We start from the raw sequence: 19,902 nt of genomic DNA on the forward strand, positions 1-19,902 counted from the left end.
CGGCTTTTGGCATTCAAGCTTAGGGCTTACTTGATGGTTTTAACCCCTTCTGGGGTGCCCACCAGTAGCACATCGGCGCCACGGTTGGCGAATAGACCATTGGTCACTACGCCCACTATGGCATTGATCTGCACTTCCAGCTCTTTGGGATTCAGTATCTTCAGGTTATAGACATCCAGAATGACGTTGCCGTTATCTGTTACCACACCCTCACGATAGACAGGATCGCCACCCAGTTTCACCAGCTCACGGGCCACATAGGAGCGGGCCATGGGGATCACTTCTACCGGCAGCGGGAAGTTGCCCAGCACATCGACTTGCTTGGTGTTATCGACGATACAGATAAACTTGTCGGCCACGGCCGCAACTATCTTTTCCCGGGTCAGCGCGGCGCCGCCCCCCTTGATCATGTCCATGTGGCCGTTGATTTCATCGGCGCCATCGACATACACAGACAACTTATCTACCGAATTGAGATCAAATACAGGGATCCCCAACTGTTTGAGCTTGGCGGTGGAGGCTTCAGAGCTGGAAACCGCGCCTTCAATATCGGCCTTTATCGTGGCCAGAGCATCGATAAAGTGGTTGACGGTAGAGCCGGTGCCCACGCCAACTATGCTGTCTTTCTCGACATATTCCAGCGCTGCCCAACCGGCCGCCTTCTTCATTTCATCTTGGGTCATAATGCCATCCTGTTGATTCTGACAAATTCACTTGAACTTGCCCTAGTATACTCCGAGTTGCAGTGAAAAGTGCCGCTCAATCTTGTCCTGAAGAATAGTTCTTGAAGAACAACATAGGTTAAGCATTTTTTACTGCGCCCGCCTGCGCCCATGCGCTACCATAGCCGGTGGGGGAACGGCCAGGCTGATGTGGCAGTACTGCGCTGAAAAAGTGCACTGGTGCAGCTTGAATATGTCGCATACCGAACCTATTTAGAGCGCAAAACTGACCTGGTTTAAGGAGATTTAAATGGCTGGAGCGAGTCTACTGACTCTTTTGGATGATATTGCCACCATCCTGGATGATGTGGCGGTAATGAGTAAGGTTGCCGCCAAGAAAACCGCCGGGGTATTGGGGGACGATCTGGCGCTCAATGCGCAGCAGGTAACAGGGATCAGCGCCGATCGGGAGCTGCCTGTGGTATGGGCCGTTGCCAAGGGCTCTTTTCGCAACAAGCTTATTCTGGTGCCGGCAGCCCTGCTGATCAGCGCCTTTATACCCTGGGCCGTTACACCGCTATTGATGTTCGGTGGTTTGTTTCTCTGTTTTGAAGGCTTTGAAAAACTCTGGCATAAGGCCAGCCATAGCAAGGCTTCTGCCGAAGCAGACGATGAAGCCGCCGTCGAAGCTGCCATGAAAGAGGTCGAGGATATTCGTGCCTGGGAAGCGCAGAAAGTCAAAGGCGCCATACGTACCGACTTTGTGTTATCGGCGGAAATCATCGCCATCACCTTAGGGATTGTGGCGGAAAAAGCCTTTATGACCCAGTTGGCCACTCTGTCTATCATTGCCGTGGTTATGACTATCGGGGTCTATGGCTTGGTGGCCGGTATCGTTAAGCTGGATGACGTCGGGCTGTATCTTTCAAGGCGTAGAGGCGAGGGTTTTTCGGCTCACAACCTCAGGCGTATTGGGCTTATGCTGGTCAGCGCCGCGCCCAAGCTGATGAAGCTGCTCACCATAGTGGGTACCGCCGCCATGTTTATGGTGGGGGGCGGTATTCTCACCCATGGCCTGCATTGGGTCAGTGAGCAGATAACCCATGTTGCCAACTGGGTAGGCTCTCTGGCTGTGGTCGGCCCTGTGCTGGCAGCGCTGACACCTACCTTGCTCAACGCCCTGTTCGGCATTTTGGCCGGTGCTATCGCCGTGGCCTTGATGAGTATGGTGGAGCGTTTGAGAGGCAAGGGCGAAAGCCACTAAACGTGCCAAGCCAACAAAAGATCAAAGCTAAAAAGACATTGGCTTGAATTGAATTAAAAAACGCGGCACTTGAGCCGCGTTTTTTGTGTTTGGTGCGGCTCAGTTAATCACGCCACAGGCCATGCGGGCGCCACCGCCGCCCAGTGGTGACGGGTGATCTGAATGGTTATCGCCTCCCATGTGGATCATCAGCGCTTTGCCCTTGACGTCGGCCAGTTTCAACCTTGGTGCCAACACAGGTGTGGAAGCCATGCCATCAGCATCGACATAGAGCGGTGGCAGATCACCCTTGTGATTGTCATCTGTCCAGGGGTAACCGTGCTTGCCGCTGCCATCAGGGTCGAAGTGACCTCCGGCCGCGCCGCCCAATACCGTCTTGCCGTCTTTGCTGCTGGTGTCACAACTGCCATTTTGATGCACATGGAAGCCGTGAACGCCGGGCGTGAGTTGCTTGAGGTTGGGGGTTAACACCAGGCCGTAGGCAGAATCGCTGAGACTGATGCTGCCTATGGGGCTTGGGCCATCTGCCGACAGTAATGAGATGCTGACCTCTTCGGCGGCCAGTTGTGATGCGGCAAACACCAGTGACAAACAACCCGGGATCAGGATGGACTTTTTCATCGCTTGTTCTCTCCTTTGAGTGGAATTCCAAAAACGACAAGGCCGACTCGGCGGCACGATCATCAGCTGTATATATGGCTTTCAGCATAGAAGTCGTTTGGACAGAGTGCCAACAGGGCGGACGTTATTAACCGGCCCTGACATTCAAGCCAACGCCATAGGAGGATTCGCCAATTCACCAAGCTATTTCAGCAGCAATAACCGCCTAGAACTAGGTCTCAGTGTTGCTCCAGCTTGGCCTGTAAGCCACTCTCTACAAAAAGAGAAGGCCGCGAGGACTTATTCGCACCTTCCCTAAGTGACAAGAACAAGATGGAGAGGCAAGGTAGAGTCAAGTTTATCAAGGTTGCGATACTGGCGAGCCATGGTGATAAATACTCATTCATCGATAGCAGTCCGCATATTATTTGTGCAGCGCATTCGACAGCGCCACAATATCGGCCATGATCTGCTTTTCGCCCAACTCGGCCAAAAACAGCAGATGGTCAAAGAGGTTGACTTTCTGCAGATTGGCCAGCTTGGGGGCGCCGCCCAAGGCCAGGGCCGGGACAAAACCGTACATCTCCTCGGCGCGCAGCGGCCCCAGGCGAGCCAGCGCCCGCTGAAATAGTGGCTTGTTATCGGCGTCATCAAGATCCAAGTAGTCTTTTGACATAGCTGAATAAAACAGATCGATAGTCCGTTCAGAGCCTCGTTCTCTTAATTTGTCGGCGGCGGAGGCGGTCGGGAAGATCATTCCGTAGCAGGGTTCGATCTCCAGGCTCAGCCCCGAGGCTTCGCCCCAAATCAGCAACGTGCCGAAGGCGCCGCGGCCAATCACATGATAGTTATCCTGGCCCTCAAAGGGGGTGCCGGCCAGCCAGGCATGGAGCAACTCACGGTAGTCGCCCGGATCCACGGTCCAGAACGCGCCCTCGCCCCAGCCGCAAAAGCCGTATTCCTGCCAGTATTCGAGCAGCCTTGGCGGCAGTTTGTGCCGGTAAAAATTCAGCGTCTCGGCCGAAGGCGCCACGGCAGCAAATGCCGGCCCGAAGCCTTTAAAATGATAAAAGTTGTCAAAAAATTTATTCATCAATGGCAGTCCGCATATTATTTGTGCAGCGCATTTGACAGCGCCACAATATCGGCCATGATCTGCTTTTCGCCCAACTCGGCCAAAAACAGTAGATGGTCAAAGAGGTTGACTTTCTGCAGATTGGCCAGCTTGGGGGCGCCGCCCAGCGCCAGGGCCGGAACAAAGCCGTACATCTCCTCGGCGCGCAGCGGCCCCAGGCGGGCCAGCGCCTGCTGAAACAGTGGCTTGTCATCGGCGTCATCAAGATCCAGTGAATCCTTTGATAGACAAGCATAAAACAGATCGATAGTCAGCTCAGGGCCCTGCTCTCTTAAGTTGTCGGCGGCGGAGGCCTTAGGGAAGATCATCCCATAACAGGGGTTGATCTTGAGGCTCAGCCCCGAGGTTTCGCCCCAAATCAGCAACCTGCCGAAGGCGCCGCGGCCAATCACATGGTAGTTATCCTGGTTCTCAAAGGGGGTGCCGGCCAGCCAGGCATGGAGCAACTCACGATAGTCGCCCGGATCCACGGTCCAGAATGCGCCCTCGCCCCAGCCGCAAAAGCCGTACTCCCGCCAGTATTCGAGCAGCCTTGGCGGCAGTTTGTGCCGGTAAAAATTCAGCGTCTCGGCCGAAGGCGCCACGGCATCGAATGCCGGCCCGAAGCCTCCAAAATGATAAAAGTCGTCAAAATACTCATTCATTGTTATACGTTTCCTTTTGGCTTGGCGGTTGCGTTATCTATTGCGTTACCTGCAGGCATTATCCCTGGCCGTTAGTGGCATCTATGCAGTGTGATATTCATATGGGCATTCGGGCCGAGCTGGGCCAGGGCCTTTTGGGCCTCCCTATCCATCAATTGCACCCTGGTTAAGTCAGCATCGCCTTTGGTTTTCCACTGTGAGCCTATGGATTGATTGACACTGGCATCGCCAAAGCCCGAGATTTCATCTTTACCGCCGGCATACAAGTCCGGGCTGTGCAGCGCATTCAGTGTCTTCATATCTTGCTCTGCCAATTCCCGAGCCTTATCCAGCCCCTCCTGGCCCAGGTACTCTCTACTTTTACGAAATTTTTCACGATATTTCTCAATTAACTCTTTCTGATAATTTTTTCTGGCTTCCCTTTGAGCTTTTCCCGTGCTGATGGCCTCCAGTAACATAAAGATATCAATGTCAGCGGCTTCCATTAGCTCGCCAAATTCACCCAGATCGGGAAGGTATTCAGTGACTCCTCTGGTTGCGCCATTTTGAGTGGCTTGGGCTATTTGCCATGATTGAGACAGGAAGGAGAGATTATCAAACGCTTCACTTTGGGCGTTTAGCTCGGCAATTTTATCGTCAACAGCCTGTTTAAAGGATTCAGTTAATGCTACCCGTTTGGTTTCCTTGGCGACCAAAGCCTGCTGGGCGATGTGATTGGCTGTGTCATCAAGCGCTGGTCGAGTTGTTGATATTGTATGGTAATGGCAGCTTCTGCTTCGACTTTCTCGGCTTCATCACCAAATATGACCTGGGCCGGGTAATTGGGACCGCCTTCCACCATGGCCCAGCCCTTGCTGTTCAGTACACCTTGAATGACTGTCCGGTTAGGGTCACTGAAGATAACCGTATAAGGAACATTGCCGGCAAAGGTTTTTTCATTATCGTTGTAGCAGAGTTCCAGTTCGAGTCTCTGCGGCGACTTACTGAAATTGTCGCTGATGAGTATAGGGGGCGGTGATGGCGGGGTTTCTTGTACCCGGGAGGTATCGGCTACATAGCTTAGCTGTGGTGCCGGCTGCCAGACATTGCTGTTGCTTTGTGACCCGCTGCCGCCGGTGTTTGCAAAACGCTTGGTTAAGCGGGTTAGTACTTGGGCATCTATGTTTTCACCATAAACTGAGTTTACTATGGGCCCATTTCGAGACAGAGAGAACAAGGGCAAGCGGGGGCTGTCACTGAGTAACACTATTTCACCGTGTTTCAGCGCCTTGATGACATAGCTCCGGTCACGGCCTGTCGGTGTTATTGTTTGCCAATCGATATCGCTGAGATAAGTAAAGTCGGACTCAATCAAGGCGGCATCATGCAGCATCAATGAGTCCACAGAGGCTAAACGTACTGACATACTGCATAACTTCCTGTTATCTGCGTTGTAAACGAGTGGGGATCAGAGTGAGACGAATAAGCAGGATGTATGCCAGACTGTAAATTCACTGTTTTTCAGTGAGTTACTTTTTTTGCGTTTTAGGCTGGGCAATTTATTGCCCAGAATCGAGCAAAAAATTGCCCAGCGGGCAAGATTTTGCCCGGTGTAGGCTCCCTCTGTTCAAGTTCCAGCGCTATGGCGTGTTAAAACGATGCAGCTTGTCCGGGGTGACGATAAAGGGCAGCGGGATATCCCAGGGGGCGAGGGGCAGGGAGTCCACCAGCTGCAGGGTATGGGCAAAGCCGACTGCCAGCAATGGCACAGTTCGGTCGCCTTGCTGCGCCGCGGCCAGTGTTCTGTCGTAGAAGCCGCCGCCCATGCCCATACGGTTGCCCTGGGCGTCGAAGGCCACTAATGGCGTGAGGATGAGATCCAGTTCAGCCAAAGGCACCAGACTGCGGATATCCAGCCTGGGCTCGGGGATACCAAAGCTGTTTGCGTGCAGTTGACTGGCGAGTTGATAGCGCAGAAACAGTAAACGCCCCGGGGCAAAGGGATGAATGATCGGCAGACAGGTGGTGATTCCCCGTTGCCATAGCGCTTCGATAAGGGGAGCGGTGTCCAGCTCGCCGTCACAGCTAAAGTAGAGGGCGACTGTCTTGATGGCTCTGCCCTGGGCGCTCAGTTCATCGAGCAAGGTTAGAAACTGCTCACAGCCCTTGAGGGCGGCAACATGCTGCTCGGCTTCGGGAATGGCCCTGCGGGCATGGCGAATAGCCTGCCTGAGCGTCTTGCAACACCCATCACGGTTTTGGCTGCTTGAGTCTGTGTGGGTCATAAAGAGGATGCTCCCCAGAATGTCGATGCCGGTGTAGCCCTTGAACCGTAGGTTCAAGGCGGGTAAATGATTACCTCCTAAGGCTTCTCGGTTCGCGCCGAGCATGCACAATGTCAGTAAAACATTCACCCTGAGATTAAAAATATCGGCACAGGGACATTACCAGCTGTCGCACACCCCAGGGAGCAAATTCTGGGTCGAACCTGAGGGTTCGTGCTATTTCAGTTTAATCCTCTCTTGCGCTTCGCTCAACCAATGCGTGCTCAAGAGTGGATTGCAGCAAACGGATTCTGTCATCCATTTGGCTCATATAATCTTGATTCTTCCGCTGCTCTTCATAGAGCTCATAGCCTATGTTGAGTGCGGCCATCAAAGCCATTTCCTCACGGCTGATGGCGTTGGTGCGGGCCTTTATCTTGCCCAGTTGCAGCTCCAATTTCTGCGCCACCGCTTGCAGTGCCTGTTCCTGACCCGGGGGACAGGCGATGGAGTAGGTGCGCCCCAACAGGGTGATATCTATGGCACTGTTACTCATCTTCCGCACGGGATCCTTTTCTTTGGCTCTGTGGCGGAATATATCTAGCTCAGCGTTAAAGTGCAAGACAAGCGCCACTTTGTTGCGTCGGCTGCTGGTTCTATGAGCTTCCCTGGCGCAAAATCCCGGCAGTAGCTAAACGGCGAAGCCTGGATGCATTGCAAATGCACGACCTGGCTCGCAGCTTGGGTAAGATTCGAGTCTTGGTCGCCACCCCTAACTCTGCTAGCATGACGGGGGTAAATTCAATACTTGGACAGCTTTATGGCAACCCCACCCTCATTACGTATCGAAAGCCTGCGCAGTGCGCTCGACAACGCCGACATAGGTCAGCATCCGGTTGAAGTGCATGGCGCTTTGGTGGGCCTGATTTGTGGCGGCGTGCCACAACAGGAGCAGGCCTGGTATCAGCCACTGCTCGAGCTGATGAACGACGGCCAGCGCCTGCCCGACGAACTGACACAACTGATAACCGAACTTTTTGGCGATACCGTCAATCGACTGCAGGATCCAGACTTTGGCTTCACCCTGCTGCTGCCGGAAGAGGAAGAACCTCTGACAGTGCGGGTCGAGGCGCTCTCGCTCTGGACCCAGAGCTTCCTCACCGGTATCGCCATTATTCAACCCGGTTTGAATCAGGCATCGGAAGATGTCCGTGAAGTGATCAAAGATCTGGCGGAAATTGCCCAGGTAGAGTTCGATGTTGCCGACGATGATGAATCCGAAAGTGCATATCTCGAGCTGCTGGAGTTTGTTCGCATGGCCGCCATTCTCTGCTATTCAGAGTTCGGCCCAGAGTTGCCGGATCTCGACGCCGAAACACAAGACAATAATACGCTGCATTGACAGGGCGCCCGTTCGCCCTGTCATTTTCTGTGACGGCACCCATTGAGCGTGCCTGAGTAGAGGAAAGATGAACCCGCAAGTTGACGCCCAAGCTGTGAGTCAGGAATGCACTGAGCTGGATATCGCCATTGTCGGCGGCGCCATGGCCGGTGCCACCTTGGCATTGGGGCTGGCCGACCTGGCCAGGAAACTCTCCCGTCCGCTGAAAATAGCCGTTATCGAGGCCTTCGATCCCGCCAGGCAACATCCTGGTTTCGATGCCCGCTCCATCGCCATAGCCAATGGCTCAGTGTTTGAACTCAAGCGCCTCGGTATCTGGCCTTTGCTTGCAGACCTGGGCACGGCGATAACCGATATTCATGTCTCGGATCGCGGCCATTTCGGCATGACAGAACTCAACTCCGAGCAGTTTGCGCTGGACTCCCTCGGCCAGGTGGTGGAACTCGAGCGGGTCGGCCAGCGGCTGTTTGGCGCCATCGGCAAGAGTGATATCCAGCTTTATTGCCCGGCGCGTCTCGAGAAGCTGCAAACCTCGGCTGCGGGCCATAGTTTGACCCTCAGTAACGGTCAGCGGCTTTCCTGCCGCTTATTGCTGGCGGCAGATGGGGTTAACTCCTCGGTGCGTGCCCAGCAGCAACAGGCGTTGCAGCAGTTTGAGTTTGGTCAGAGCGCGGTTATCGCCAATGTTGCTACCGACAAGCCCCATAATGGCATGGCCTGGGAGCGCTTCACCGAGCACGGCCCGCTGGCTTTGCTGCCTATGGGCGACAGCGACGGCCAGGCCCGGCTCTCTCTGGTGTGGGCCTTGCCCCATGAAGAGGCCGAGCGGGTGCAAGCTTTGCCGCAGGCCGAGTTTTTGCAGCAGCTGCAACAGGCCTTCGGTTATCGGGCCGGGCGTTTTGTGGCCGTGGGGGAGCGTCACCGTTACCCACTGAGTCTCTCTTACATGCCAAGACCCATCTATCACCGCACGCTTTATTTGGGCAATGCCGCCCAGACTCTGCACCCGATAGCCGGGCAGGGCTTTAATCTGGGGCTCAGGGATCTGGTCACTGTACTGGAAACGCTGGAGCCGGTATTGGCCAAAGGCACTGACCCAGGCGCAGCCCAGGTGCTGCATGCCTATCATGCCGCCCGTGAGCAGGACAGACGCCAGACCATCAACAATATTGAGTTTCTGGTGCGCGGTTTTTCCAACAACTACTGGCCGCTGGTGGCCGGACGTAATTTGGGACTCAGGATCCTCTCCTGGTGTCCACCTCTCAAGACCCCGGTGGCCCACAGAGCCATGGGGTGGCACAGGCAATCGGCTGCTTGTTTCTTTTCCAGGAGTCAGTGACGATGAATTTCCAAAGCTATGATGTGGCCGTGGTGGGCGGCGGTATGGTGGGACTGGCAACGGCCTGCGGTTTGGAGCAGGCCGGGCTCAAGGTGGTGGTGATAGATGCCGCCGGTGCCGCGCCGGTCGAGGGCGCGCCGCGCCTGAGGGTCAGTGCCATCAATAAGGCCAGCCAGGCGCTGCTCGAACACTTGGGGGCCTGGGCCTATCTGGATAAGTCCCGCCTCGGGCCATACAGCAAGATGGATGTCTGGGAAAAAGACGGCATGGGGCGCATTCAGTTTGATGCCCAGAGCCAGTGTGAGACTTCCCTTGGCACCATAATCGAAAACGATGCCATTCACTATGCCCTGGCCCAACGGGCCGCAGAGCTGGAACAGCTGACACTGCTGGAACACACCCGGCTCGAACGTATCGCCTTTGGTGAGCGTGAAGCCTGGCTGACGCTGGATAACGGCGATAACCTCAGTGCCGCCCTGGTGGTGGCTGCCGATGGCGCCAACTCCTGGGTTCGTCAGCAGTGCCAGATCCCACTGACTTTTTGGGATTACGGCCATCACGCCATAGTCGCCAGCATTCGCACTCAGTTGCCCCATGGTGACTGTGCCCGTCAGGTGTTCAGTGCCGATGGCCCGCTGGCGTTTCTGCCGCTTTATGAGAGCGACCTCTGTTCCATCGTCTGGTCGGTGCCGCCGCAAAAGGCCGAAGCCTTGCAGGCGCTGGATGATGAGGCCTTCTCCCGGGCGCTGACCGCCGCCTTCGATGGCCGCCTGGGCCTGTGTCAGCTGGAGAGTGAACGCCGGAGTGTTCCGCTGCGGATGCGTTATGCGCGCCATTTCGCCCGCCATCGTTTGTTGTTGGCCGGCGATGCGGCGCACACCATACATCCGTTGGCGGGGCAGGGGGTTAACCTGGGATTCCTCGATGCCGGCGCCATAGTGGAAACCGTGGCGGCATTGCACGGTGAAGGCAAGGATATCGGCGCTTATGACGAGCTGCGCGCCCTTGAGCGCTGGCGCAAGGCCGAGGCGATGGAGATGATAGCCGCCATGGAGGGGTTCAAGCGGTTGTTTGCCGGCAGTAATCCTTTGAAGAAGGCGATTCGCGATCTCGGTCTCAACCTGGTGGACAATGTCGCTGGGCTGAAAACTGTGTTCATGCAACAGGCCATGGGACACAAATTCAAGCTGCCGCGTCTGTGCCGTCCTGAATAATCTTCATCCCCGGTTAGCCGTATGTGAAGGAAAACGCCCAAAAACAGTCGCCTTTGGGCGTTTTTTATACATACGCTGTGATTTACTGTAAAAAAATTACAGGCAAACCATGAGAAAAATTAATCCATAATAGTTCGGATTAGAAAAATCACTTGTATACAAATTTGTGACGCAGGGTATAATTTCGCTGCATTTTAACTCAGTGTTGCCCCTGGGTGACACTGTAAAGCCCCGACTAGAAGGGATAACAATGGCTAATAAAACTGTACTCTTTAACAAGCACTTGGAAGCCAATGCCAAGATGGTTGATTTTCATGGTTGGGAGATGCCACTCAACTATGGTTCGCAGATAGAAGAACATCACGCAGTGCGTCAGGACGCCGGTATGTTCGACGTCTCCCATATGACGGTTGTTGATGTCAGCGGCAGCGACGCCAAAGCCTTCCTGCGTAAACTGCTGGCCAACGATATCGCCAAACTCAAGGTTTCCGGCAAGGCGCTGTACAGCGGCATGCTGAACCATGAAGCCGGGGTGATTGACGATCTGATCACTTATTATCTCGATGACACCCATTACCGGGTTGTCGTCAACTCAGCCACCCGCGACAAAGATCTCGCCTGGATTGCCGAGCAGTCCAAGCCCTATGATGTCACAGTGACAGAGCGTCCTGAGCTGGCGATGATTGCCGTGCAGGGCCCTAACGCCAAGGCCAAAGCCGCCACTGTGTTCACTGCCGAGCAAAACGCGGCCGTTGAAGGCATGAAGCCTTTCTTCGGTGTGCAGGCGGGCAACCTGTTTGTGGCTACCACAGGTTACACAGGTGAAGAAGGTTACGAAATTACCGTGCCAGCCGAAGAAGCCGAAGCTCTGTGGCAAGCGCTGTTCGATGCCGGTGTTAAGCCATGTGGTCTGGGCGCCCGCGATACGCTGCGCCTGGAAGCCGGGATGAACCTCTACGGTCAGGACATGGACGAAACCATTAACCCATTGGCCGCCAATATGGGCTGGACCATTGCCTGGGAGCCGAGCGATCGTGACTTTATCGGTCGTGAAGCCCTGACCGCCATCAAAGCGGCCGGAGCCGACAAGTTTATTGGCCTGGTGATGGAGCAAAAAGGCGTGCTGCGCCACGGCATGCCGGTATTCTTTACCGATGCCAACGGCCAAGAGCAGGAAGGCGTGATCACCAGCGGTACATTCTCACCGACATTGGGCTATTCTATTGCGATGGCCCGGGTACCGAACTCCATTGGGGATACGGCCGAAGTCGAAATGCGCAAGAAGCGCGTCGCTGTTAAAGTAGTGGCGCCAGGCTTTGTGCGTAACGGTAAACAAGCATTCTAAAACACGGGAAAGGAACAAGAATAATGAGCAATATTCCAAGCGAACTGAAGTACGCTTCTTCTCACGAATGGATCCGCAAGGAAGAAGACGGTAGCTACACAGTCGGTATCACTGAACATGCGCAGGAGCTGCTGGGTGATATGGTTTTCGTTGAATTGCCGGAAGTAGGCGACACTGTCAGCGCCTCTGAGGATTGCGCTGTGGCCGAGTCTGTTAAGGCCGCTTCAGATATCTATGCCCCTCTGTCCGGTGAAGTGATTGCCATCAACGAAGCGCTGGAAGACAGCCCTGAGCTGGTCAACAGCGATGCATTCGGTGACGGCTGGTTCTTCCGTATCATGCCTTCTGACCTGTCTGAGCTGGATAACCTGCTGGATGCCGAAGGATATCAGGCTGTCATCGACGAAGAATAAGCGTCGCTGAAAAACGAAGCCCTCCGGGGCTTCGTTTGTTTTACCACTAAATAAAGAGACTGGTACACCGCCTCCCTACGGCTGGATACCGGCGAACATGGAACAAGGTTAATCATGACCAAGCAAACCCTCACTCAGTTAGAGCAGCACGAACTCTTTATCCGTCGTCATATCGGCTCCGACGCCCTGCAGCAGCAAGAGATGCTGAATTATGTTGGCGCCGAGTCACTGGAAGATCTGACGGCGCAGATAGTACCGGAGTCGATTCGTCTGAACCGGGATCTGGCCGTGGGCGAAGCCTGTGGCGAAGCCGAAGGTCTGGCCTATATCAAGAGTCTGGCCAAGCAGAACAAGGTATTCAAGAGCTACATAGGCATGGGCTACTACGGCACTGAAGTGCCTAACGTCATTTTGCGCAATGTGCTGGAAAACCCGGGTTGGTACACGGCTTATACCCCATACCAGCCGGAAATCGCCCAGGGTCGTCTGGAAGCGGTACTGAATTTCCAGCAGATGTCTATGGACCTCTCAGGCCTGGATCTGGCCTCCGCCTCGCTGCTGGACGAAGCCACTGCCGCCGCCGAAGCCATGGCGCTGGCCAAGCGGGTATCCAAGGCCAAGAAAGCCAATATCTTCTTCGTTGCCGATGACGTGTTCCCGCAGACGCTGGATGTGGTCAAGACCCGCGCCGAATGCTTTGGTTTTGAAGTCGTCGTAGGCCCCGCCGAGGAAGCGCTCAATCATGAACTCTTTGGTGCCCTGTTCCAGTACAGCGGCAAGACAGGCGAGCTGAACGATCAGCGTGAACTCTTTGCCAAGCTGCGTGAGCAGAAAGCGATTGTGGCTGTTGCCGCAGATATCATGTCGCTGGTATTGCTCAAGTCTCCCGGTAGCCTGGGCGCCGACGTGGTCTTTGGCAGCGCGCAGCGTTTCGGCGTGCCTATGGGGTATGGTGGCCCGCACGCCGCTTTCTTTGTGACCCGTGACGAGCACAAGCGTTCCATGCCTGGCCGTATCATAGGCGTTTCCAAAGATAGCCGCGGCAACACAGCGCTGCGGATGGCGATGCAAACCCGTGAGCAGCATATCCGCCGCGAAAAGGCTAACTCGAATATCTGTACCGCGCAGATCCTGCTGGCCAACATGGCCTCTTTCTACGCTGTATACCATGGCCCACAAGGGCTGAAGACCATAGCCGAGCGTATCCACCGCCTGACCGATATTCTCGCCGCCGGCCTCAAGGCCAAGGGCGTTGAGCTGGTCAACGCTAGCTGGTTCGACACTCTGACCTTCAAAGTGGCCGACAAAGACGCCGTGCTGGCCCGCGCCATTGCCGCCGAGAGCAACCTGCGTATCGATGTCGAAGGCACTTTGGGTGTCAGCCTGGATGAAACCACGACTGCTGATGATCTGGCGGCCCTGTTCGATATCATTCTGGGCGCCGGTCATGGCCTGGATGTGGCGGCTCTGGATGCTGAAATCCTTGCCAAGGGCAGTGAGTCCATCCCTGCGGCGCTGCTGCGTGATGAGGCTATTCTGACGCATCCAACCTTCAACAGCTTCCACAGCGAAACCGAGATGCTGCGCTACATCAAGCGTCTTGAAAACAAAGACCTGGCGCTGAACCACTCGATGATCTCTCTGGGTTCATGCACCATGAAGCTGAACGCTACCGCCGAGATGCTGCCAATCAGCTGGCCGGAATTTGCCAACCTGCATCCTTTCTGCCCGCTGGATCAAGCCAAGGGCTATGAAAAGCTGCTCAATGAGCTGTCAGACTATCTGGTGGAAATCACCGGCTATGACGCCATGTGCCTGCAGCCCAACTCGGGTGCATCCGGCGAATACGCCGGTCTGTTGGCCATCAAGAAGTACCATGAATCCCGCGGCGAGGGGCACCGCAATGTTTGTCTGATCCCTCAGTCGGCTCACGGTACCAACCCGGCTTCGGCGCAGATGGCCGGTATGAAGATAGTGGTTGTGGCCTGTGACAAGCGCGGCAACGTGGACATGGAAGATCTGCGCGCCAAGGCGGCCGAAGTGGCGGGCAACCTATCCTGCATCATGATCACTTATCCTTCCACCCACGGCGTGTATGAAGAAACCGTCTCGGAGATCTGTGAGGTTATTCATCAACACGGTGGCCAGGTGTATCTGGACGGTGCCAACATGAATGCCCAGGTGGGTGTGACCACTCCCGGCTTTATCGGCGCGGACGTTTCCCACCTCAACCTGCACAAGACCTTCGCCATTCCTCATGGCGGCGGTGGTCCAGGCATGGGCCCTATCGGCGTAAAAGCGCATTTGGCTCCTTTCGTTGCCGGTCATACTCTGGTTAAGCCGGGCCGCGAAAGCGACAACAACGGTGCCGTTTCTGCCGCGCCATACGGCAGCGCCAGCATACTGCCAATCAGCTGGATGTACATTAAGCTGCTGGGCGCCAAGGGCCTGCGTGAATCAACCCAGAACGCCATGCTCAACGCCAACTATGTGATGAAGAAGCTGTCAGAGCACTATCCAGTGCTGTACCGCGGCCGTAACGACCGTGTGGCTCACGAGTGCATTATCGATCTGCGCCCGCTGAAAGAAGCCTCCGGCGTCACCGAAATGGATGTTGCCAAGCGTCTCAACGACTACGGCTTCCACGCTCCGACCATGAGCTTCCCGGTTGCCGGAACCCTGATGATCGAGCCGACCGAGTCTGAGTCCAAGGCCGAACTGGACAGATTTATCGAAGCCATGGTGGCCATCCGCAGCGAAATCGCCCGGGTCGAAGCCGGTGAGTGGCCTGCGGACAATAATCCGCTGCACAATGCGCCACACACGCTAGCCGACATCATGGATCCCGCCTTCGACAGCCGTCCATACGATCGCGAACTGGCGGTATTCCCTAATGCCACAGTCAAGGCCAACAAGTTCTGGCCGACCGTGAATCGTATTGATGATGTGTATGGGGATAGGAATTTGTTTTGTGCCTGTGTGCCCATGTCTGAGTACGAATAACATGGCTACTTGGCCTCGATAATACGGCTTCATCCAATCATTTTCGCTGCTCATTTACTCAAGTAAACTGCGCGGCGAAAATGATCGGCTTCATTGTCTTCTCTTCGGCAGTGACGCCATGGTTGCGGCTTGGACTCGCTACTGCGGCGTTAAATCTTGGCGCCAGTGCTCATTGACATTAGTCAACTGCGCGCTGGCGCCATCGATTTGCCTAGCATTAGCTTCGTCAGCAATGCAATTATGGTTTAGTGGAGCACATTAGTTAGGGCTTCATCCAATCATTTTCGCTGCTCATTTACTTAAGTAAACTGCGCGGCGAAAATGATCGGCTTCATTGTCTTCTCTTCGGCAGTGACGCCATGGTTGCGGCTTGGACTCGCTACTGCGGCGCTGAACCGTATCTGAAATTCCCCCTCTAGTCCTGCGAAAAATACGATGCATTGACCACACTGCAACATCTCTAGTTACGGAATTATCTGGGGATTCCCTAGCCAAAGGTGTTATGTACTTTGGAGAACATATGGAAGTAGTTACTATTGAACAGCATGTCTCAGAATATCCAAATCCGTTTTATTTGAAGCAAGGTGATAAAGTCGAACAGGGTGAAATAGATGACGAATTTCCCAATTGGATTTTTATAACCAATGACGCAGGTGAGCAGGGTTGGGCTCCAGTTCAATATATAGAAAAGGTTGAGGGCAGCTCCGTGGGTATCATGCTTCAAGATTATGACAATGTTGAGCTCAATACTGCCATCGGTGAAAAACTGTCAGTGCTGTTTGAACTCAATTCGTGGTATCGAGTCTCTAGGTCAATGGGCGAGATAGGGTGGGTACCAGTACGCTCAGTACAGCGTACGAAATAAGGTGTCATACGTCACTTGTCCCTACGCTGGTACGGCCTCTTTACACGGTGTTATGCCTTTTTAAGATATAAGTATATGGAGATAAAATTATGCCAAAGCTAGAGAAAATAGATCACATCCATATTTATGCGCCAGATCGTTTGAGTGCGGAGCAATGGTACAAAGAAGTATTGGGGTTCAATCGAGTTGAGTCACTTGAACGTTGGTTTTTAGAAGGTGGACCATTAACAATTGAAAATGGTGGTGTTCACATTGCACTCTTTGAATCAGACACCTTGGTAAATACGACCGTGGCGTTTTCTGTGGATTCTACAAACTACGAAGAGTGGAAAGCGCAGCTTGGTAATCATGGTGTTGATTTCAAAGAAAGTGATCATGCTCTGTCATGGTCTATTTATTTTAGCGATCCATATGGTAATCCGTATGAAATTACTAGTTATGAATACGAAGAAATCAAAAAACAAAGGCACCCATCGTTAGCTGAATAAAGGCTCTAGTTGCCGGTGTTGCTGATAGCATGGTGTTTCTAGAGAGAACATCATTCTTCAATCCCTTTGTGGACCATTCGGCATGAAGTGAATACAAAGAGGATGTTCAAAAGCTAAAAGTGGTTCCAAAATCGAACTAGAAGTACAATTTCAAACCTATCTCGCAAAACAACCATTCCGGTTCATCTTATAGTTAATGAACCATTGAGTCATCCAATATCTAACTGTATATTTGTAGCGTTTATAATTATGGGTTTTTAATATGAAAACAAAAATTTTTATTTTTCTGTTATTTTTTAATTTGGCAGGGTGTGTATCAACAGAATCCGGACGAGTTTTCACTATGAGTGATAATGTACATCCGGAAGAAGTTCATAGTATATCACTGCAAAAAGAAAAGGTTTTCAAATTTAAAATAGCAAATTTAAGTAGAGAAGAAGTAGAAGATAGGATACTTATTGAGTTAAGGAATAATCTATCAAAATCCTTCTCTTCAAAGTCAATTCCAGTAGTTGAAAAAACTGACACTTTTGAAAGTACAATCAAGATGCTATCGAAAAACAGTAAAATTAGACTAAATTCAGAACTCAACTGGAATGTATCAAAAGTTGGTTTGGCAATGTCATTCAAGACTATTCAGAGTTATGAATCCAGAAAGGCTATTGCATATCAAGACTATATTTTTAAATTTAAGTTTAACTACAGTGAGGATAATGACCTATTAACTTTAAAGGTAGAGTACCCTGATGAGTACCGACAGCGTTCAGGTAATATGGGAAGTATGCCAATTATTGTTCCCCCATTCTCCACAGAACAGCTTCAGCAACAAATAGAAGATTCATTTAATGATATAAACATTACAAGAATTGGTTACTTTAAAGAAAAAATTATCAAAGGTAGTTTTATAGCAGACTATCAAGATGATTCTGTCTATGCCAATTTCATTCAATTAAGAGTCAACAATACGACAGAACATAAAATAGAAAAAACAGCAACCATTCATCTGAGCAAAGGTGACATGCATTATGTAACTAATGTAAGTGTGTATCCTTATCGTGATATTAAAAGTAAAGTTGTCTATGAAAGCTATTTGAAAAGCGTGCATTGGCTAAACAGTGATGGCACAACAGATTTTGATGATTTCCCCTCACAGAATGACATTCAAAAAATGTTAAAGGATATTGTTAATAGTTAAATACTTCGATATCAAAAATTATTAAAACACCTATTGGCGAAAGGCTAGCTAACTCTATAGTCTTTCGCTAACTTACTAGCAAGCCAGGGCGGGTAAATATAGTCATAGAATGTCGTTATACTGGAGTAAATGGAAAACTGAATCCTGTTAGGGTCGCCACGGCTCTGGCTTTACAAAGCGCTGTAAGTGGCTTCAGCGTATCATCTGGCTCTTTGAATACATGGCTAAAGTCGGTCGTCAGCTTGAGCCTGTTATCGATGGGTAAGCGGTTCAATATGGCTGCGCTTGTTGTGACGGAGAATGTATCCGGTATCATCGACCAGTTATTAAATAATCCCTGGCTTCAAAGTGCAATCCTTGTGGCATGTTCCGCCATTCATTGTCGCCAAAGGGTAATAGTTCAGGTGTTTTTACTCAGTATCCCCGCCCGTATCTGCCGTTCAATACTGCTATAGTCTGAGTCCTCCAGGGGTTTGCTTATTCCAGCGCGAATAGGGTTCAGGTCAACATAAACCATGCAGGCCAACAGGTTACATCACCCAGCAGTAAAAAGGTGATTGAAGAACAATGACCGGGGTGGTTGACTGGTGGGTTACAAGCTGGTAGTGCTGGTGTTAACAAGGAGGTGTAAAGTGAAAAAAATATTTCTTTTACTGATGGCGGTTTTACCATTTTCATCAATGGCTACTCAGAACTATTTGTGCTCAAGTTGTACAAATGATGCTAGTGCGCGACAGTTTGCTGTTAAAAATTTTACGCCACGTCTGAATTGTTACCCGGAAGACAGAACTCAACCCATGACACCAGATAACATGATTTGTGGCTCAACGAGCAATAAAATAGCCCTGGTCAATCCAAATACCGGTGTTGTTTATAGTTTCAGTGTAGGGCATGGGTTTGATGGGATATCTTATGAAGCGACAACTTGGCCTTTTGCTATAACATCAGAAAAAAAGTCTCTTTTGTCAGATGCCGGGCTAGCCTATGGAGCCTTAAAAAAATCAGTTGTAGAACAAAATAAAATTCGTCGAGACGAGATTGGTATTATCTCAGCAGGAATTAATCAAGTTGGATTATATGATAGTAATCAGGATAGCAGTTCTGGTGTTTCAAGCGGTTGTCCAACCGATACTGCACTTGCTGCTATAGTTGATCCAAATAAATTAACGGATATAGAAAATAAATTAAAGTCAGATATAGTTAACGGTACTCCCCTTTTGAAAAATGTTCACGCTGTATTGAGTAAGAATGGATCGTCAGTCGATATAAATGATGTACAAGTAAATCTCAGTAATCGGCTGGGAACAGTAGGTCTTAAATATACAAGTAAAGATCCATCCTTATCACTTCAGTTCGGCTTTAGGCAGTCTGAGGGTGGTGAGTTTATGACAGATTACCTTTTATTTGACTTAAGGATTATGAAAAATGACAACATTGCAGCTACACCAATAATTGATTTAACATTGAATGATCTTTCGGTAGTCGCTGGAGGCTATACTTTAGCACAGTTGAAGGGGAAAAATGGTCCTCTCGCTTTTACTGACCCCTGCATTCTTAGCAAGTTAAAAACATTACGTGAAAGTGGTGACTTTAGGAATTCATCAGGTGGTCCCTCCAACTTCAGCAATATTGGTGAAAATACCGGCGGACCTAGTGGCGGCGGATACCAAACTTGTACGGTTTATTTCTATCAGGGTGGGGCTCTAAAATACGTATTTAGAGTACCAGTTAATGAATGTTAAATCTGATATTTTTATTTAGGCTGGCTTTTATTTTTCATAAGAGCCAGCTATCCCTATCATATTGCTTTAAAAGCTTGGGCTGTTTCTTGTCCGTTGAAATAGGTGATGTTTTACGGAAACCCTCCTTCTCTCGCTAACCTCTTCCAATGTAGCACCTTGCCCCTTGAACAAACGACTAAGGCCCTCTCATCATCAATGGGGCGTTTAAGCTGTTCAATATGCCTCCTGTGCTCACGGTAATGTGGCCGCACTTGTCATGGCTGGCACCCGGTAGAACCTGTAGAACGCAGGGGCAGGATTGATGATGTCGTTAGAGTTCAAATTTCCGCTAAGAAAGCATTGCAGAAG

Annotated in this window: 19 protein-coding genes and 1 other RNA gene; 11 read left to right on the forward strand and 9 right to left on the reverse strand. The window is 51.7% G+C overall.

The genetic code is table 11. The features are described from left to right. Positions 1-26: 26 nt before the first annotated feature. Positions 27-683: a ribose-5-phosphate isomerase RpiA gene (gene rpiA / locus WKR14_RS03985; protein ID WP_025008999.1), complete on the reverse strand. Its 657-nt coding sequence runs from the start codon at positions 681-683 to the stop codon at positions 27-29. Between the two features lie 289 nt (positions 684-972). On the opposite strand from rpiA, the gene WKR14_RS03990 reads away from it, so the two are divergent. Beyond that, positions 973-1,926 (forward strand): DUF808 domain-containing protein, encoded by a 954-nt coding sequence (locus WKR14_RS03990; protein ID WP_101052605.1) that lies wholly within the window; start codon positions 973-975, stop codon positions 1,924-1,926. 99 nt (positions 1,927-2,025) lie between these two features. Here WKR14_RS03990 and sodC read toward each other — a convergent pair whose 3' ends face one another. The 8 genes from sodC to zapA all read right to left on the reverse strand — a co-directional run bounded on the left by sodC (position 2,026) and on the right by zapA (position 7,104). Continuing rightward, the gene (sodC, locus tag WKR14_RS03995; RefSeq protein ID WP_144379894.1) at positions 2,026-2,547 is read right to left on the reverse strand and encodes a superoxide dismutase family protein; all 522 of its coding nucleotides are present in this window, start codon (positions 2,545-2,547) and stop codon (positions 2,026-2,028) included. 403 nt (positions 2,548-2,950) lie between these two features. Next, the gene (locus WKR14_RS04000) at positions 2,951-3,619 is read right to left on the reverse strand and encodes a GAD-like domain-containing protein (protein ID WP_339087405.1); all 669 of its coding nucleotides are present in this window, start codon (positions 3,617-3,619) and stop codon (positions 2,951-2,953) included. A 17-nt stretch (positions 3,620-3,636) separates the two neighbouring features. Then, positions 3,637-4,305: a GAD-like domain-containing protein gene (locus tag WKR14_RS04005; RefSeq protein ID WP_339087407.1), complete on the reverse strand. Its 669-nt coding sequence runs from the start codon at positions 4,303-4,305 to the stop codon at positions 3,637-3,639. A 71-nt stretch (positions 4,306-4,376) separates the two neighbouring features. Next, the gene (locus tag WKR14_RS04010; RefSeq protein ID WP_339087408.1) at positions 4,377-5,000 is read right to left on the reverse strand and encodes a polymorphic toxin type 15 domain-containing protein; all 624 of its coding nucleotides are present in this window, start codon (positions 4,998-5,000) and stop codon (positions 4,377-4,379) included. Continuing rightward, a complete protein-coding gene (locus WKR14_RS04015; RefSeq protein WP_339087410.1) occupies positions 4,973-5,710 on the reverse strand; it encodes a hypothetical protein in 738 nt (245 codons plus the stop codon). The genes WKR14_RS04010 and WKR14_RS04015 overlap by 28 nt, the downstream gene beginning before the upstream one ends. 214 nt (positions 5,711-5,924) lie before the next feature. Further along, positions 5,925-6,569 (reverse strand): 5-formyltetrahydrofolate cyclo-ligase, encoded by a 645-nt coding sequence (locus WKR14_RS04020; RefSeq protein WP_339087411.1) that lies wholly within the window; start codon positions 6,567-6,569, stop codon positions 5,925-5,927. Between the two features lie 7 nt (positions 6,570-6,576). After that, positions 6,577-6,757: non-coding RNA, 6S RNA (gene ssrS / locus WKR14_RS04025), on the reverse strand. A gap of 38 nt (positions 6,758-6,795) precedes the next feature. Continuing rightward, positions 6,796-7,104 carry a cell division protein ZapA gene (gene zapA / locus WKR14_RS04030; RefSeq protein ID WP_039034557.1) on the reverse strand — a complete coding sequence of 103 codons (309 nt, stop codon included), beginning with the start codon at positions 7,102-7,104 and terminating at the stop codon, positions 6,796-6,798. 264 nt (positions 7,105-7,368) lie between these two features. On the opposite strand from zapA, the gene WKR14_RS04035 reads away from it, so the two are divergent. From WKR14_RS04035 to WKR14_RS04080, 10 genes are all read left to right on the forward strand, one after another. Beyond that, positions 7,369-7,950 carry a UPF0149 family protein gene (locus WKR14_RS04035; protein WP_028779383.1) on the forward strand — a complete coding sequence of 194 codons (582 nt, stop codon included), beginning with the start codon at positions 7,369-7,371 and terminating at the stop codon, positions 7,948-7,950. Between the two features lie 67 nt (positions 7,951-8,017). Beyond that, positions 8,018-9,289 carry a 2-octaprenyl-6-methoxyphenyl hydroxylase gene (ubiH, locus tag WKR14_RS04040; protein ID WP_224867518.1) on the forward strand — a complete coding sequence of 424 codons (1,272 nt, stop codon included), beginning with the start codon at positions 8,018-8,020 and terminating at the stop codon, positions 9,287-9,289. 2 nt (positions 9,290-9,291) lie between these two features. Beyond that, positions 9,292-10,503 (forward strand): FAD-dependent monooxygenase, encoded by a 1,212-nt coding sequence (locus tag WKR14_RS04045; RefSeq protein WP_144167801.1) that lies wholly within the window; start codon positions 9,292-9,294, stop codon positions 10,501-10,503. Positions 10,504-10,753: 250 nt separating this feature from the next. Then, entirely contained in the window at positions 10,754-11,848 is a 1,095-nt protein-coding gene (gene gcvT, locus WKR14_RS04050) for a glycine cleavage system aminomethyltransferase GcvT (RefSeq protein ID WP_234554548.1), read from the forward strand. 23 nt (positions 11,849-11,871) lie between these two features. After that, entirely contained in the window at positions 11,872-12,261 is a 390-nt protein-coding gene (gcvH, locus tag WKR14_RS04055) for a glycine cleavage system protein GcvH (protein WP_025009008.1), read from the forward strand. 114 nt (positions 12,262-12,375) lie between these two features. Beyond that, complete coding sequence (gcvP, locus tag WKR14_RS04060; protein WP_234554550.1) at positions 12,376-15,264, forward strand: aminomethyl-transferring glycine dehydrogenase; 2,889 nt, start codon at positions 12,376-12,378, stop codon at positions 15,262-15,264. 520 nt (positions 15,265-15,784) lie between these two features. Further along, positions 15,785-16,129 (forward strand): hypothetical protein, encoded by a 345-nt coding sequence (locus WKR14_RS04065; protein WP_159352871.1) that lies wholly within the window; start codon positions 15,785-15,787, stop codon positions 16,127-16,129. 89 nt (positions 16,130-16,218) lie between these two features. Then, the gene (locus tag WKR14_RS04070; protein ID WP_144167660.1) at positions 16,219-16,617 is read left to right on the forward strand and encodes a VOC family protein; all 399 of its coding nucleotides are present in this window, start codon (positions 16,219-16,221) and stop codon (positions 16,615-16,617) included. Positions 16,618-16,879: 262 nt separating this feature from the next. Beyond that, positions 16,880-17,812 carry a hypothetical protein gene (locus WKR14_RS04075; RefSeq protein ID WP_144167659.1) on the forward strand — a complete coding sequence of 311 codons (933 nt, stop codon included), beginning with the start codon at positions 16,880-16,882 and terminating at the stop codon, positions 17,810-17,812. Between the two features lie 632 nt (positions 17,813-18,444). Then, the gene (locus WKR14_RS04080) at positions 18,445-19,554 is read left to right on the forward strand and encodes a hypothetical protein (RefSeq protein WP_339087412.1); all 1,110 of its coding nucleotides are present in this window, start codon (positions 18,445-18,447) and stop codon (positions 19,552-19,554) included. Positions 19,555-19,902 lie beyond the last annotated feature (348 nt).

Source organism: Shewanella chilikensis, assembly GCF_037953065.1.
GTDB lineage: Bacteria > Pseudomonadota > Gammaproteobacteria > Enterobacterales > Shewanellaceae > Shewanella > Shewanella chilikensis.

Excerpts from the sequence above, each read along its gene's own strand:
- WKR14_RS03990 (WP_101052605.1), top strand. The coding sequence starts at position 973 with ATGGCTGGAGCGAGTCTACTGACTCTTTTGGATGATATTGCCACCATC.
- WKR14_RS04000 (WP_339087405.1), bottom strand. The coding sequence starts at position 3,619 with ATGAATAAATTTTTTGACAACTTTTATCATTTTAAAGGCTTCGGGCCG.
- WKR14_RS04075 (WP_144167659.1), top strand. The coding sequence starts at position 16,880 with ATGAAAACAAAAATTTTTATTTTTCTGTTATTTTTTAATTTGGCAGGG.
- WKR14_RS04005 (WP_339087407.1), bottom strand. The coding sequence starts at position 4,305 with ATGAATGAGTATTTTGACGACTTTTATCATTTTGGAGGCTTCGGGCCG.
- gcvT (WP_234554548.1), top strand. The coding sequence starts at position 10,754 with ATGGCTAATAAAACTGTACTCTTTAACAAGCACTTGGAAGCCAATGCC.
- zapA (WP_039034557.1), bottom strand. The coding sequence starts at position 7,104 with ATGAGTAACAGTGCCATAGATATCACCCTGTTGGGGCGCACCTACTCC.
- WKR14_RS04070 (WP_144167660.1), top strand. The coding sequence starts at position 16,219 with ATGCCAAAGCTAGAGAAAATAGATCACATCCATATTTATGCGCCAGAT.
- gcvP (WP_234554550.1), top strand. The coding sequence starts at position 12,376 with ATGACCAAGCAAACCCTCACTCAGTTAGAGCAGCACGAACTCTTTATC.
- WKR14_RS04020 (WP_339087411.1), bottom strand. The coding sequence starts at position 6,569 with ATGACCCACACAGACTCAAGCAGCCAAAACCGTGATGGGTGTTGCAAG.
- WKR14_RS04065 (WP_159352871.1), top strand. The coding sequence starts at position 15,785 with ATGGAAGTAGTTACTATTGAACAGCATGTCTCAGAATATCCAAATCCG.
- rpiA (WP_025008999.1), bottom strand. The coding sequence starts at position 683 with ATGACCCAAGATGAAATGAAGAAGGCGGCCGGTTGGGCAGCGCTGGAA.
- WKR14_RS04015 (WP_339087410.1), bottom strand. The coding sequence starts at position 5,710 with ATGTCAGTACGTTTAGCCTCTGTGGACTCATTGATGCTGCATGATGCC.
- gcvH (WP_025009008.1), top strand. The coding sequence starts at position 11,872 with ATGAGCAATATTCCAAGCGAACTGAAGTACGCTTCTTCTCACGAATGG.
- ubiH (WP_224867518.1), top strand. The coding sequence starts at position 8,018 with ATGAACCCGCAAGTTGACGCCCAAGCTGTGAGTCAGGAATGCACTGAG.
- WKR14_RS04035 (WP_028779383.1), top strand. The coding sequence starts at position 7,369 with ATGGCAACCCCACCCTCATTACGTATCGAAAGCCTGCGCAGTGCGCTC.
- sodC (WP_144379894.1), bottom strand. The coding sequence starts at position 2,547 with ATGAAAAAGTCCATCCTGATCCCGGGTTGTTTGTCACTGGTGTTTGCC.
- WKR14_RS04045 (WP_144167801.1), top strand. The coding sequence starts at position 9,292 with ATGAATTTCCAAAGCTATGATGTGGCCGTGGTGGGCGGCGGTATGGTG.